Source organism: Oscillatoria nigro-viridis PCC 7112, from assembly GCF_000317475.1.
GTDB classification, from domain to species: domain Bacteria; phylum Cyanobacteriota; class Cyanobacteriia; order Cyanobacteriales; family Microcoleaceae; genus Microcoleus; species Microcoleus nigroviridis.
Genome location: NC_019729.1, coordinates 999,802 through 1,014,755, shown reverse-complemented (window position 1 = coordinate 1,014,755; position 14,954 = coordinate 999,802). Strand labels below are relative to the sequence as shown.

At 41.3% G+C, this 14,954-nt stretch carries 12 protein-coding genes and 3 pseudogenes; 10 read left to right on the top strand and 5 right to left on the bottom strand.

Annotation, left to right across the window (positions count from 1 at the left end; all coding sequences use genetic code 11):
• Nucleotides 1-3: 3 nt before the first annotated feature.
• Nucleotides 4-721: pseudogene (locus OSC7112_RS35275) on the bottom strand (IS1 family transposase).
• Between the two features lie 183 nt (nt 722-904).
• On the opposite strand from OSC7112_RS35275, the gene OSC7112_RS39335 reads away from it, so the two are divergent.
• A complete protein-coding gene (locus tag OSC7112_RS39335; protein WP_190274327.1) occupies nt 905-1,045 on the top strand; it encodes a hypothetical protein in 141 nt (46 codons plus the stop codon).
• A 409-nt stretch (nt 1,046-1,454) separates the two neighbouring features.
• Here OSC7112_RS39335 and OSC7112_RS04495 read toward each other — a convergent pair whose 3' ends face one another.
• Entirely contained in the window at nt 1,455-2,063 is a 609-nt protein-coding gene (locus OSC7112_RS04495) for a calcium-binding protein (RefSeq protein WP_263053616.1), read from the bottom strand.
• Nucleotides 2,064-2,077: 14 nt separating this feature from the next.
• Nucleotides 2,078-3,104: pseudogene (locus OSC7112_RS04490) on the bottom strand (IS701 family transposase).
• Nucleotides 3,105-3,394: 290 nt separating this feature from the next.
• Here OSC7112_RS04490 and mtnA point away from each other — a divergent pair.
• Genes mtnA through OSC7112_RS04475 form a run of 3 tightly spaced genes read left to right on the top strand, consistent with a single transcriptional unit; the run spans nt 3,395 to nt 5,843 of the window.
• Nucleotides 3,395-4,456: an S-methyl-5-thioribose-1-phosphate isomerase gene (mtnA, locus tag OSC7112_RS04485; RefSeq protein WP_015174786.1), complete on the top strand. Its 1,062-nt coding sequence runs from the start codon at nt 3,395-3,397 to the stop codon at nt 4,454-4,456.
• Between the two features lie 37 nt (nt 4,457-4,493).
• Nucleotides 4,494-4,982 (top strand): type IV pilin-like G/H family protein, encoded by a 489-nt coding sequence (locus OSC7112_RS04480; protein WP_223300758.1) that lies wholly within the window; start codon nt 4,494-4,496, stop codon nt 4,980-4,982.
• A 3-nt stretch (nt 4,983-4,985) separates the two neighbouring features.
• On the top strand, nt 4,986-5,843 hold the full coding sequence (locus tag OSC7112_RS04475; protein WP_015174784.1) for a sulfurtransferase: 858 nt from the start codon (nt 4,986-4,988) through the stop codon (nt 5,841-5,843).
• A 118-nt stretch (nt 5,844-5,961) separates the two neighbouring features.
• On the opposite strand, the gene OSC7112_RS04470 is transcribed toward OSC7112_RS04475, so the two are convergent.
• Nucleotides 5,962-6,309: a hypothetical protein gene (locus tag OSC7112_RS04470; RefSeq protein ID WP_015174783.1), complete on the bottom strand. Its 348-nt coding sequence runs from the start codon at nt 6,307-6,309 to the stop codon at nt 5,962-5,964.
• Between the two features lie 241 nt (nt 6,310-6,550).
• Here OSC7112_RS04470 and cdf31 point away from each other — a divergent pair, with 241 nt between their 5' ends.
• Nucleotides 6,551-7,501, top strand: a complete 951-nt coding sequence (gene cdf31, locus OSC7112_RS04465; RefSeq protein ID WP_015174782.1) for a CDF family zinc efflux transporter Cdf31 — start codon at nt 6,551-6,553, stop codon at nt 7,499-7,501.
• 213 nt (nt 7,502-7,714) lie between these two features.
• On the opposite strand, the pseudogene OSC7112_RS35270 reads toward cdf31, so the two are convergent.
• A pseudogene (locus OSC7112_RS35270) lies at nt 7,715-8,014 on the bottom strand (TIGR03985 family CRISPR-associated protein); the annotation flags it as partial.
• A 75-nt stretch (nt 8,015-8,089) separates the two neighbouring features.
• Here OSC7112_RS35270 and OSC7112_RS04460 point away from each other — a divergent pair.
• Genes OSC7112_RS04460 through OSC7112_RS04440 form a run of 5 tightly spaced genes read left to right on the top strand, consistent with a single transcriptional unit; the run spans nt 8,090 to nt 14,952 of the window.
• Nucleotides 8,090-9,394: a PDDEXK family nuclease gene (locus OSC7112_RS04460; RefSeq protein WP_015174781.1), complete on the top strand. Its 1,305-nt coding sequence runs from the start codon at nt 8,090-8,092 to the stop codon at nt 9,392-9,394.
• Complete coding sequence (locus OSC7112_RS04455; protein ID WP_015174780.1) at nt 9,391-11,094, top strand: Cas10/Cmr2 second palm domain-containing protein; 1,704 nt, start codon at nt 9,391-9,393, stop codon at nt 11,092-11,094. Before OSC7112_RS04460 ends, OSC7112_RS04455 begins: the two co-directional genes overlap by 4 nt.
• Nucleotides 11,081-11,776, top strand: a complete 696-nt coding sequence (locus tag OSC7112_RS04450; RefSeq protein ID WP_015174779.1) for an RAMP superfamily CRISPR-associated protein — start codon at nt 11,081-11,083, stop codon at nt 11,774-11,776. Before OSC7112_RS04455 ends, OSC7112_RS04450 begins: the two co-directional genes overlap by 14 nt.
• Nucleotides 11,777-11,788: 12 nt before the next feature.
• Nucleotides 11,789-13,420, top strand: a complete 1,632-nt coding sequence (locus OSC7112_RS04445) for an RAMP superfamily CRISPR-associated protein (protein ID WP_015174778.1) — start codon at nt 11,789-11,791, stop codon at nt 13,418-13,420.
• A complete protein-coding gene (locus OSC7112_RS04440; protein ID WP_015174777.1) occupies nt 13,417-14,952 on the top strand; it encodes an RAMP superfamily CRISPR-associated protein in 1,536 nt (511 codons plus the stop codon). The genes OSC7112_RS04445 and OSC7112_RS04440 overlap by 4 nt, the downstream gene beginning before the upstream one ends.
• Nucleotides 14,953-14,954 lie beyond the last annotated feature (2 nt).

The window sequence follows — 14,954 nt, the reverse complement described above, 5'->3', positions numbered from 1 at the left end:
GTTTTAATTCATAGATAAACTGGCGTTATACTCATGAATAAAATACCAAATAGCCCCAATATGATTAGAGAGTTTTTTGGAGAATGAAAGAGTTTTTCTCACCAATCTAGATATTCTTTGTCTCATCGTATTATTAAATTTTTCTATATAGTTTGTCAGACCAGTCTCCTTTCCTACTGCCTTGTGTCTTTTTTGAGGAAAAACTGTTCCATAGGCGCTCCAAAAGTCTGTATAACTTACGGCACATTGACTCTGGAACAGGTCGCACGAGAATCCCATAATCCTTGAGCGCCCGCTCGATCTATTTTGCCAATATACACTCCTACAATTTATGAAAGTTGATACATCAATTGCCACCCAAATCCACTGCTTGTTATCCTTATTGCCTACAAATGAATGACCGCATTTCATCACATTGAATTGTTAGCTTCCCTTGATTTTTTGACTTCACTTCTACTTCTCTTTTTACAGCTCCTAATTTTTTATTAACATAGTATTGCAACCACCGTTCCGAAACCCCAGTCGCCCTCACAATCCCAGCCAGAGATATCTTTTCTAATAAAAGTCGGTCTATCAACTCTTTTGTTGCTAATGAAATCGGTTGATGTCTGGGAGTCTTGACGAATTGTCTTCCACAATCTCGACATTTAAAATTTTGCTTGCCGGAACGAGTGCGACCATTTTTCAATATGTATTCAGAGTTACACTTGGGACAGTTCATAAGCTTAAATTTAAGGTAGGTTAAAAGCATAAAATTATAACACATTTTCCTTGCTATGCAGGACTACCCTCACCGGAAGGTAGCGAACTGTATGTCAAGCCAATCTCGCTTTACTTTCCCAAAGAACAGATTAGCAAGCTGACTTTCGCTGATTGTGTATTAGCTGCACAAAACCGTAATGAATTGTGTATTGGCGTAAGAATTAGCGCCATAGCCCAAGATAAAAATAAAAACTTTGGTATTGATTTAATACCGAGTTTGGATAAGCAGTTAAATCTCAGTTTAGACGATCGACTGATTACTTTAGCTGAGGATGAAACTTGATGGCACTGTAGATTTACAATAGTTGCAAGAATACGGAGCGATGAACTTTGCCTGAGAGCGGGTTAAGAAAGTGAATCTAAATTAGGCGTTGCTGATTAACGGTATGAATCAACTTTTCGCTGGAAATTACGAAATTCACCCTCAAGCGGGCTTATAGCAATTGGGAAATATTGAATTCATACCTGTATTCAGCAACGCCGAAAAAAAATGCAACAATTATGCCCTAATATTTGGTCAGTTCTTATCGATAGACCGTTGAAACCCTTATTTGAGCGTTGGTTTCGCCGTTGTCGGTCCTTGGGGGACTGACAACGGCGAAACCAAGCGGGGTAAGGGATTGGGAATTATTGAAGAGGTCTATTGGTCGATCTATTTTACACCATAAACTCAGGAAAGCCGCTCGATCGCACTACAGGAGTGCAAAATCTGTGGCAGTAATCACGCTTGCAGGCACATTGCTGAGAGTTGCCAAAAGTTGCCCGGAACCACTAACTCGGATGAGAGTAGAAGTATTCTCCGCAACAATGCTCAGTTGCGAGAAATTGAGACCACCAATTAAGCCGATCGAATCGATACCGTATTGAAAGTCTAAAATAGTCTCGCTGCCGAGGTCAATACCCAACACAAATCGATCGTTCCCGGTACCTCCTATCAGAGTATCATTCCCCCGATCTCCAAACAGCAAATCGTTCCCAGCACTGCCAAGCAAACTGTCCTCATCCTTACCGCCGTAAAGAGTATCGTTCCCAGTATCCCCGTTGACAGTATCCTGACCTTCATTGCCAAACAACAAATCGTTGCCCAAACCGCCGCATATTTGGTCTTTTCCGCCCGTAGAACCAATGGGGAGGGGGCTACCTATATCCCCGTACACTGTATCTTCCCCCTCGCCGCCACAGATAGTATCACTCCCTTCATTGCCAAACAGCAGGTTGCTGCCCAATTCGCCGACAACTATGTCATCGCCCTTGCCGGCACGCACTGTATCATTACTAGGACTTACGCATTGACAAAAAATATCATCTATGTATTCTAGACGATACCATCACTGAATCGGTTTGCCAAAATATGCTCACGTATAACTGAAGTGAATAAATTCCTTTGGACTTCATACCAGTTACTAATTATTTTTTCAGACCGCATAAACTCCAATTTTACAAATGCTTGAAGTGAACAAAATATATGAGTCTCGATCGCTTGGGTGTCTCTCACCATGAAACGACAAATTCCACATACTTGTTTGATGGCTCTATGAAAGGTTTCAATTTACCAATGAGTATCATGAATTGTGAGGAATTCATCTCTTGTAATCTCAGCCATTTTTTCTGACTCTGGCAAATAGAAAATATAGTGTCTAGACGCCTCTTTTTTGAATCTTTTTCTAAACAACTTTATAAATCCAAATTCTTTTAAATGAGTTATCAATCCTGACTCGGGAATTTCCAGAGTGCTTACCTGGCAATAATTACGTGGCTCATTTGATACTGTCCTGTTTTTTTCAATTCCGAAGATAAAACCCTATTTCTGGTTTTTTAGAAATTTTCAATTTTCCACTCCTGAATACCAACTATCTCCTGTTACTATTCTTGGCTTGACTCCCCAATTTATTATTTCACTCACCATTTCTCTAAAATAATCGTTTTTGGTTTTTCCCTCCTTTTTATCATAAGTTCTGTAATTTATTGGGACTAAATTACCATTAATATCGCTGTAATATAGGGTGGTTAAATTTAAAATAATAATAGTTTTATGAGCTTTTACTGACCAAAAATAACTAATTAATTCGGCTTTTTTGGGATCGCTGTAAATCTTTTCTATGACTGTATCGTCTACACTCAGTATCCCTCCTTCTAGATTTATTATTTTCTGTATTGTGTTGAATAAATCTTTGGGTTCGTATCTCTCTCTCAACAAAAATCGATTGATACTGTCATGTGAAACATTTCCTAATATCTCTGATCGCCTACTACACCCTCCCAACTTTGGCTCTGACATCAATGCAGGAGGTGTAAGTGTCTATATTACATTGTGCTGTCGAGGGTTTAGTTATTTTTCTCATTGTCCGATACCTAAAATGTTAGACGACCCATATTTATCAAGGCATTGTTTGGTTATTTTGTCAATGCGTGAGTCCTATAAGTACACTTTTGTGAACAAGAATCCAATTCTACGCAACTTCCAAACCCAGAGAGTGGTAGGTATCCAGCAATTTTTAAATCTCAAATCTCCAGTCTCGAATCTCAAACCGCAGGGCTGGGATTTTGGCAAATTCAGCGTGTCCCTCATAACATAGAGGAATAGTCGCCTTCATGGCATCATAGAAACTTGTCCCTCACATAATTGAAATAGATGACCGCTCAAAACTCCCCCGTTTCCCCCGTCACTTGGAAAGAAGACCGAGTTCTGCTAATTGACCAAAACCGGCTGCCGAAAGAATACGGTGTAGTCGAAATTAGCCGCTGCGAAGATATGGCTGAGGCGATTAAAACTATGATAGTCCGAGGTGCTCCGGCGATCGGGGTAGCAGCAGCTTACGGGATGTATTTGGGGGCGCGAGAAATCGAAACGGGCGATCGCACCGAGTTTTTAACTAAACTAGAACAAGTTGGCGAGTTATTGCGATCGACTCGTCCCACTGCGGTTAATTTGTTTTGGGCAATATCGCGAATGCTCAAAACTGCCGAGAGAACTAGCGGTTCTGTCGAACAAGTGCAAAAAACTTTGTTAGAAATGGCCAAAACCATTCAAGCAGAAGACTTGCAAACTTGTAAAGATATCGGCGACAAAGGTTTAGAAGTTCTGCCAGCTACACCTGAAAAATTGAACTTACTAACTCACTGCAATGCAGGTGCATTAGCAACAGCCGGCTACGGAACTGCTTTAGGTGTATTTCGTTCTGCTTGGCGAGAAGGAAGACTCGGAAGAGTTTTTGCAGACGAAACTCGGCCCCGTCTCCAAGGTGCAAAACTCACCACTTGGGAATGCGTGCAAGAAGGAATTCCCGTCACTTTAATAGCAGACAATATGGCCGCTCACTGCATGAAACTCGGCATGATTCACGCAGTAGTTGTCGGTGCAGACAGAATCGCTGCTAATGGCGATGCAGCCAATAAAATTGGCACTTACAGTTTAGCAATTGTTGCCAAAGCTCACAACGTCCCGTTTTTTGTCGCCGCTCCTCTGTCAACAATTGATTTTGAACTTTCCGACGGCAGCAAAATCCCCATTGAAGAACGCGATCCAGTTGAAATGTATCAAGTTGGAACTACCCGAATTTGTCCTGTGGGGGTCGAATTTTACAATCCCGCTTTTGACGTAACTCCGGCGGAATTTATCTCAGGAATTATTACAGAACACGGTACGGTTGCTCCTGGGGAATTGAAACACTTTCAGGCAAAACAATTAGTTTAATTATATGTTTCTCAACTGCTCATTCCACCGAGTGTCTGTGAAATTAAGCAGGATTTATAGCAGCCGCAACTGGCAGCTTAAAGTTGCGCTCGCAGCTCTAACTCTGCCAGTTTTTTTCAGTTCTGTCTCGGAAGCTCAAGTTTCACCAACGCTTAAAACTAAGGAATTACAAGCGAAAAATTTTGTGGGTTCGATGAATAAAGCCCAGCAAGTTTACTATGCTGAAAAAGCAGGTTTTACAAGTTCTGTTTCCAATTTATTGGTTTATATGGGTCTCCAAATTAAACCTGACGCAGCCAATTACAGCTACTCGATCGGCATGGTGAAAAAAGGTGCTGTATTTAACTACGGAGTCTCGAAGCAAGCTAATCTCAAAAGTTTTGTAGGGGGAGTCTTTTTGGTGGGAAACAAAACCCAAACTATTTTGTGTATAAATGCAGCTCCGGGTAAGACTAAACCAGCTAATCCAACTAATACCAAAGGGGTTTTAGCCTGCGGTGCTAATACAGCAAAAGTTACTCAATAAATTATGCCGAATTTACTGGGTAATTTAGCAAATAACTGGATAGTAAATGCAGATTTAGCTAAGCAATTGCTGGAACAAGAAGCTACTTTACTAGATGCTCGCGCACCCATTTTAAAGTTATTTTGCCGTCTCCCACCAGCTATTCCCGTAACTTGGCAGGAATTTTCGCGTTCCGAGTTTCCCCACAAGGGAAAAATCCTAGAAAATAACAAAGTTTTAACTCAAAAACTGCAAGCAATTGGTATTTGTCAAGACAAACCTGTGATAGTGGTTGCCGATTCGGTGAAAGGGTGGGGCGAAGACGGGCGGATTGTTTGGATGTTGCGGACTTTGGGACAGGAAAAAGCCGTTTTTGTCGATGGAGGATATCGGGCTTTAATCAAAGCTGGAATTAATCGAGTGAAATCTGCAAACAATCCACCGAAAACAGGAGATTTTGTAATATCTCGCCTCTCGAACTGGGAAATTCAGCGGGATGAATTGAAAGCAATTTTAGGAAATGAGAATTTAGTCATTATTGACGCCAGAGAGCCGCGAGAATATGCAGGTAAAACGCCTTACGGAGAACAGCGGGGCGGCCACATTCCCGGTGCGGTTCACCTCTATTACAAACAGTTGATGGACAAACAGGGAAAACTGCTGTCTCGCGGGGAAATTGTCGCTATTTTGCAGCAAAAAGGAGTTTCGCAGTCAACTCAAATTGTGAGTTATTGTAGTGGGGGAATTCGCTCTGCATGGTTGACTTGTGTATTGACAAATGTGGGATTTTGTGCTAAGAATTATGCAGGTTCTATGTGGGAATGGTCGGCGTCGCCGGCAGATAGCTATCCCCTTTCAATCAGCTTTTCAGGGGCGGGCTAGAAGCCCACCCCACAAGAAAATTTAATGTTTGTGGAACAGGCCGGAAAGCCTGTTAAGCGAGAATGGTATCTGAACTCAGATTCAACCTATTAACTACAAACGATCGAGGTTGAGAATCTCAACCTACTTGTTCGATATACTGAGCGAGATCGTCGCGCAGGCGGCTGAGTTCGGCTTCTGTGGTCACGCGCACGCGATCGTCCCTAACCGTAATCAGCACTTTCGCAGCAAAAGGAGTTGGCCAGATATTCGGGTTGCAGAAAACTTCCAAAAATACATCTCCTGCATACCGATATTCCATCGGTTTTTGGGGAGAAGCTTTAGCGCCAGCGGTTTTGGCGGCTACAGCTTTCAAGCTTTCCATCAAAGCTGCAATTTCGCTTTGCAAATCCCGGGCGGCTTGCGGGGAAAAGCTAAAGGAGACAGAACCTTCGACTAAATTCAGTGTCAGCGGAGAAAGAGACATGGGCAATGAAATTTAACATACAATTGTTAATGATAAAAGATATAGTAACCCAAAAGAAGTACATTCCTGCTCAATTGGACTGCGAGAATGCTATTAATTAAAATTAATCTCAAGAAGCGAGGCACAATTAATGAATATAAATCTAGTCGCAAGCTAGATTCCGCAAGAGTTTTAACCTGTGATGACTTGATAAGCTTTAAACTAGAAACCAGAAAACTTGACGGCCGATCGAGGAGATTTTATGGTTGCCGATAACCGTTCCGAAGTCCGCAAGGTTTTAATCATTACCTTATTGCTAAATTTGCTGGTGATGGCAATTAAAGCAGGCGTGGGATGGCTGACTGGTTCCCTCAGTTTGCTGGCAGATGCTTTGCACAGCGTCACGGACAGCGCTAATAATATTTTAGGATTGGTAACTAATCATTATGCCAATCCGCAGCCCGATCGCGATCATCCCTACGGACACCAGAAATTTGACGCTCTCGGAGCTCTGGGAATTGCTGTTTTTCTGGGAATTGCCTGTTTTGAAATTCTCAGCGGCGCTGTTGAAAGGTTGCTCAAAGGTGGCACAGTTGTCAAAATATCGCCAAATGAATTGTGGATATTACTGCTGGTACTGGGGATTAATATTTTTGTCACTTTTTACGAGCGCAGAGTTGGCCAACGTCTCGGTAGCGCGATTTTAGTGGCTGACGCTCAGCACACGATGAGCGACGTTTGGGTGACAATTATGGTCATCGGCGGGTTGATCGGTGTTTGGCAAGGAGAGGTTTGGAATATGCCTCAATTACAATTCCTGGACGTGTTTTTGTCTTTTCCTGTGGCTGTTTTGGTATTTAGCAGCGGTTGGAAAGTTTTAAGGGAAAATCTGCCTTGGTTGGTGGATGAAATGGCGATCGCACCGGAAGTTATTCATGCGATCGCAATGGAGGTGCCGGGGGTTGTTAACTGTCACTCGATCGCCTCCCGCGGCTTGATCGGGCGTCAAGTGTTTATTGAAATGCACGCGATCGTCGATGCTGTTGATGTAGAAACAGCTCACCGGATTACAGAAGAAGTAGAAGCGCGGTTGGAAGAACGTTTCAGCCCTGTACGCATCTTAATTCACGTTGAGCCACCAGCTTACAAGTCCGACCACATTAGCTACGATTCTGAAGAAAAGGAAGAAGGAAAGAGGAAGCAGGAAGGATGAAAAATGTAGGCTGTATCTCCAGCAAACAGCAGGTTGAGGGATGAAGGATGAAGGCGGTTTTTGCGATCGCAATTCCTCTAAATTTTTAAATGCTATCAAGGGAATTAAAGCGATCGCACTTAATTTAGTGCGAGTTTTCCACAGGAAAAGGGGGGTTTTCCACAGGAATCAGCAAGTTTTCCACAATAGCTTTGATAATTATTGAGCAAAAGACTATTGGTACAAGTTGCGAGTTTTTTGGATTTCTACGGCCATTTTCTGTCGCAAGTCCCAAGGTAGCAGAATTTCGACTTCTGAACCTAAAGCGCGCAACCACCTCAGCGGGTAGTAGTCTGTCACTCGGTAAGTGACTTGGTAGTAAGCATCGTCGGTTGGGCGAGACTGGAGGATTTGTAAAAGTGCCGATCGATGTTCTGGGTTGGGAGTATATTGTTTGATTAATGTGGCGGCGCGATCGGACTCTATGGCGGTAAAAGTATTGTGGATGGTGATTCCTTGCAGGTAGGATTGAGCAAAAGCGCGATGTTGCCTTCATCCTAGCTGTGATTAACAGTATGATATACTCAAATATCTAGGAGGTTAAATTTGATGAGTAGTAACGATACTTTCCAAGACTACAAAGTTAAGCACCTTTTCTTACTGGTGGGTGAAAACCCACTGCCTAATTATGTAGCTGCCGTGAAGTTACTAGAAAGTGGTGGCACAGTTTATCTTGTTTATACTAATCAAACACTATCGCAAAAAAGCCTGCTGCAAAATGCCTTAAAAGATAAAGGCTTTAGCAGCAAGCCAGTTGCTTTAGACAAGGATAAAAGGGAGAATAATAAATCTAATGCTCATCGAATTTACACAAAAGTTAAAGAAGATGCAGGAAAAATACCGACTAATGAACGTATTGGTCTGCATTACACAGGTGGCACAAACACAATGGCAGTTCACGCCTATCGAGCGATCGCGGATTTACCAAGAAATGATACAGTCTATAGTTATCTAGATGCCAAGACGTTAGAGATATTTATAGATGAGCCCAATTCTGATTCTACTCACAGAGCAGTTCAGCTTACAGTGCCTCTAGAAGTCCTGTTTAAACTGCACAAGTATGAGTGGCAAGAAAATAAAAAGCCACTACCTACCCCAATTTTACCAGATGCAGCCGCCGAATTTGTCAGACTTTATCAAGATGAAAAAATAGCAGAAACTTGGAGAAGATGGTCTAATACTCATCGGTACAACAACTATGGAGAGTTAAAAAGAGCAAAAGATTCAGCCACAGGTCAGTGGAAATCTGAAGATGAGCTTTCTAATTTATCTTTGAGTTTAACAGGCGTACACTCAGAAATTATTGAAGTTCTGCGCCAGAAGTTAGATGCTTCGCCGAGTCAACTTTCTTTGAACGTGACAAAGGCTAAAGGATTTAATAGTTATGAACAAGTTTGTGCATGGCTAGGGGGGATTTGGTTAGAACATTATGTACTCAAACAAGTTAAAGAACTGGCACAAGACTTACAGCTTGGGGACAGCAAAATGTCATTTGTTATTAAAAGAAGTCAAACTTGGGAAGGAGGAGTATTTGAATTTGATGTTGCCTTCATGCGAAGCTACCAATTGTTTGCTATTTCCTGTACAACCAGTAAAGACCCAAAAGAATGCAAGCTGAAACTATTTGAGGCATACACAAGAGCAAAGCAACTCGGTGGTGATGAAGCCAGAGTTGCTTTAGTTTGCTGTTGTGATGACGATCCAAGTAAATCACCACGTTTAGACAGATATCTCAAAAGTCAGCTTGAAGGCGCTGTAACTAATCCTAAAATTGCTGTATTTATTCGACAAGATTTACCAATACTCAAAGAAAAGATTGCAGCGTGGGTAGACCTAAATAAGGGAAAATCATGAGTAAACTAACTGTCACTGTAATCGATACAACAGGAATTCAAGACTATGTTTTCAGCAGTAACCGTCTGCGCGAAAATATTGGAGCATCCTACTTAGTATCTCAAGCTACTAAAGAATGGGCTGAAAAAGCTTTGCTGGATTTAGCAAAAGAACTTAATCAAAAAGTTCATATTCCTAAACGTAATTCATTACATGAAATCCATATCGGTAATGAGGATGTAGCGGCTGAGATGGTTTATGCAGGAGGTGGCAATACAGTTTTACTTTTTACGAGTTTTGAATATGCTAAACGCTTTACTCAAATTTTGACCAAAGGAGTTTTGCAAGATGCACCCGGTTTAAATATTGTCGTTGCTCATAATAAAGAATTTGAATTTAGGAAGGGAGAGTTTAAAAAGACGTTAAACCAGCTTTTGGAAAAAGACTTACCTAAAAAGAAACGAGAGCGAGTTGCTTCTGTACCTTTATTAGGTTTAGGAGTAACAGCAGCTTGTCGGTCAACTCAACTTCCCGCAGTCAATACCAGCGAGAAATATATTGATGCAGATGAGGAGGATATTTATCTAATTTCTAGAGAAACTGAAGCTAAACTCAAAGCAGTTCCTAAAGCCAATCAAAGACTAATAGAAAAATTTGGAGGCACTTTTAACTCAGACATTTATGATTTTCCTTATCGCACAGACTATTTAGGTCGTTCTGAAGGTGAATCAAGTTATGTTGCGATCGTTCATGCAGATGGTAATGGCATGGGAAATCGTTTTCAAAAGTGCGGTGAAGGAAAATCGGACGAAGAAGCAATTATTGAAATGCGTAAACTTTCTTACAGCGTTGAGGATGCTGGAATAAACGCTTTGAGAAAAGTGCTAGAGATAGTTCATAACTCAATTGAAAACGGAGAATTAGTAGGCTGTTTGGGTCGATTTTCGCTCAAAATAGCCAAAAATGGTAAATACTATTTGCCGTTCCGTCCTTTAGTTTATGGTGGCGATGATGTCATCTTTGTTTGTGAGGGAAGGATAGGACTTGAGTTGGCTGCAATTTATCTGAAGGAATTTGAAGAACAAAAAGATATAGAATATCAACCACTTAACTTAACAGCCCGTGCTGGTATTTGTGTTATCAAAACTCACTATCCATTTGCTAGAGCTTACCAAATAGTTGAGGAATTATACGGAGCAGCGAAAAAACTGATTTCTGAAGAAAGAAAACGATTGTATAAAGATAAGGAATATTATTGTTCGACTCTAGATTGGCATTTTGCTGCGAGCGGTTTAATTGGTAGTATAGGCGAAATTCGGCAGCGGGAATATGAGGTTCCATCAGGAAACATGATGATGCGACCCATACGGCTAAAAGAGCATGACAGCGACGATAACCAATGGCGCACTTGGGCGAATTTTATTAGCGCAGTTCAACATTTTAATGGCTACTTCGATGATGTAGAAGGTAATGAAAAATGGAAAGACGGTCGCAATAAAATAATTGCCTTGCGCGAAGTTCTCCGCCAAGGTGCTGACAACACGAAACAGTTTATGACTACTTACGGTATCAAACAACTGCCACCTTTTCCACAAATTGATAACTTACAGCAGGAAGGTTGGGCCGAACAAAATGAAAAGTATTATTGCGGTTATTTTGATGCGATCGAAGCAATGGATTTTTACATGGGCTTAAAGGGTGACAACAATGAGCAGCTATGAATTGCAAGTACAGATTAAACTTTTGAGCGATACAACCTTTGGTCGAGGTGACGGTGTTGCGGGTTTAGTTGACCAAGAAGTAGAACATGATTCTTTCGGATTTCCTTATCTTCGAGGGCGTACTTTAAAAGGCTTATTGAGTGAGGAGTGCGATAATTTAATTGTCTTGCTCAAAGGCGAGAAATTTCGACATTGGAAAAAGATTAGAAATCAATTATTTGGTGTTTCGGGAAGCACTCTAGAAACAGCATCAATGGTTCGCGTTGGCGATGCTTGTTTGCCACAACAGTTACGGGAAGCCGTGGGAAATCAAATAGAGAAGGAGCGAGAAGAAGATAAACCGCGTTTAACACCAACAGATATATTGCATTCCCTGACAACAATTCGCCGCCAAACCGCAATTAATCCTGATAATGGCACAGCAGATAAAGGTAGCTTGCGATCTGCTCGCGTGGTAATGCGCGATCGCCCCAAAACCCCATCCCGTTTTACGGCTTTCCTGTTTTTTGATGAAGAACCAACACCAGATATGAAAGCTCTTTTAGCAGTTTGCGTTTTAGCACTTCGGCACGTTGGTAGTGGGCGTAACCGAGGGCGAGGCCACGTCCAATGTAGTTTATGTGATGCCAGTGGTCAAGATATTACTCAAGATTTTATCCATCGCTTTACAACAAACAATTGAGGAGGTAGATCGATGAAAGCGATTACTTTTATTTTAGAAACGCAGCAGCCAGTTTTAGTCACTTCATTTCAGAAAGATCCGAACAGTCATGTGTCTTATTCTTATATTCCTGGGAGCGCGATCCGAGGTGCTTTGATAGGTCGTTACCTCAAGCATCCCGCAGAATTAGGTGAAGATATTTTATCGGATGCGAATCTCGATAGACAGGTGAAATGTTTATTTTTTGATGGCAATACCCGTTACTTAAACGCTTACCTATTCTGTAACAGACAACAAAAACGAACTTTACCCATTCCTCTTGCTTGGTATCGAGACAAGGATGAGGAATTGCCTACACCAAAAGAAACAACAAATTTAAATGTTCGGGATTTGAGTCAATATGTACCCGAACAACAGATGTCTCTGAAAAGCTTAAGTGAAAGATTTTGCACTGTTAACGAAAGACAAGTTGTTTTATATAGAGAGAAGCGACGGATTAATATTCACAACTTGCGCGATCGCACTAAAGGACGTTCGTCACCAACAAAACGCGATCCAGTGACAGATCGAGTTATTCAAGAGGGAGAAGGTGCAATTTTCCGTTATGAAGCTTTAGAAGTTAAACAAACTTTTCAAGCCGTTATATTGTGTGAAAATGATGAGGCAAAAACTATTCATTATCTACTAAAACCAACAGATATATGGTTGGGTGGCTCTCGAAGTGCTGGCTACGGACACGCAAAAATTCATGCAGTTAAGTGTCAAAATATTGAGGATTGGCATGAAGTAGATATTAGCCCCGAACAACGAGTTAATCGTCGAAAACTAAAAATCACCCTTCTTAGCGACACAATTCTCCGCGATGGCTGCGGACAATTCTCAGTCGAGCCCTGTTTGGTCAAGCAAGCGATTGAAGATAAGTTACCAGTGCAGTTACCTGAAGCAACCCATGTCTTTATCAGTAGCACTGTTGTTGGTGGATTTAATCAAAAATGGGGTTTGCCTTTACCTCAAGTACCAGTTTTATCAGCAGGAAGTGTTTTTGTGTTTGATGCACAACTAACCACCGAACAAATTAAGACTTTAGAAACAGAAGGGATTGGCGATCGCTGCATAGACGGTTTTGGTAGAGTTTGTGTTAATTGGTTGGGAGAATATCGAGATTTTTGTGCTAGACCTCCTGAGCCAATTAAAAACAATATTCAATTAGACGAAAAATATCAGGACTTAGCTGGACAAATGGCTGAAAATATTTTACGCCAAAAGCTAGAGCAGTTTCTTGTAGATAAAGTCAGCGATATTAAGATACAAGGCAAAATTACCAACAGCCAACTTTCTCGCCTAGAAATTGTTGCTCGAAAAGGATTGACCAATCCTCCCAGCTTTCTGCCAATTATAGAGTTATTGAGTAGCTTGACTTCAAATGCCAGCGAACAGTATAGAAATACAAAAGTTTCGGGCAAGAAATCTCTCGAACAGCAGATTAAAGATTGGTTAATAGACCCAATGAAATCTAGCTCATGGCTGAACAATTCCCATGAATTAGAAGTTAATATTGCTGGAGTTACTCGCAAAGTTGAACCTGATTCAGATCTGGTTAAAGAGTATACACTGCGTTTAATTATGGCAGTTGCTAAAAAAGCCAAAAAGGAGCGCGATAGATGACTGAGGAAATCTCTTTAAGGGAAAATGAATTGACACGGAAACAGCGTTATATTATTAAACGCATTATTGTCCGCGGGACTTTAATTTTAGATACTCCTACTTGTCTGGGAAGCGGGGATGCTGAAAGTCCAACTGATTTACCATTACTTAGAGATAGTATCAGCGATCGCGCCCTGTTAACGGGTGCATCGATTGCTGGTGCTTTGCGGAACTATTTGCGCGAATGCGAACGCGGATACTTAGCTAGCGAACAAGCAGAGGATTTAGCACCTCTCTTATTCGGAGGAATGCGGAGCGATGATGACGGTAATCAAAGTCCTTTAATTATTGATGATGCGATTAGCAATCAAGCCATCAAGGTTGAAGTCAGAGATGGAGTAAAAATAAATAGTATCACTCGCACCGCAGAGGATAAAGCTAAGTATGACTTGGAGTTGTTGCAAGCTGGGACAGAGTTTCCTTTAAGTTTTGAGTTGTTAATAGAAGAGAAAGTAGATGAAGCAAAGATATTCAAAGCATTAGCGATCGCACTCCAAGGATTAGAACCTAAAAAAGATCCAAATGTCTCTGAATGTGAAAATGATTCAAAAAGTGGCGAAATTTGTCTCGGCATGAAAAAGCGGCGCGGTTTTGGTCGCTGTCATGTAAAAGAGTGGCAGGTTTGGAACTTTAATTTGGAAGATGAGAACGATCGCACAGTGTGGTTAAATTTTGAACATTGGCATACAGGTTTATTACCCGATCGCGAAACTTATTCATCAATTGCTACAGCTCTGGGACTATCATTAGAGAATAAGGAAAATAAGCGCGATCGATTCCTCATCCACGCTCAATTCCAATTAGTTGGTTCTCTCCTCATCCGTTCCGGCCAAGACTCAACTGGACGCGCTCCCGATGTTGTACACTTGAAATCTCATCGACCAGATAAATCAGACTCATTACCAGTATTATCCGGTACGAGTTTAGCTGGAGTATTGCGCCATCGAGCCGAGCGTATTGTTAACACATTGGGCGGTAACTCAACACTGGTGAAAGATTTATTTGGTTTTGTTGAAGGGAAGGAAGCCAAATCAAGTCGTTTAGTCGTTCACGAGAAAGTCATTGAAAAGGCAACTGAATTAGTACAAAATAGAATTGCGATCGATCGTTTTACAGGAGGTGCTTATCACGGCGCATTATTCGACGAAAAACCTATATTTGGTGGTGATGAAACCCGTGTTTATATCGAGCTAGAGTTACGGAATCCAAAAGATTATGAAATTGGATTGTTGTTACTCTTACTGAAAGATTTGTGGACGAGTGATTTACCTGTGGGGGGTGAAAGCAGCATCGGACGAGGACATTTGAAAGGAATCCAGGGAGACTTAATCCGACATCATCCACAAAATCCGAAACAATGGCAGATTACAGAAAGTAATGGGAATTTGCAAATTGAGAATATATTGCATTCAAGCCAGTCAGAAACTTTAGTTAAATATGACTTAGAACAATTTGTCAAGGCTTTGTTAAAAGAATTAGGTAAGGAGGTGTAAAT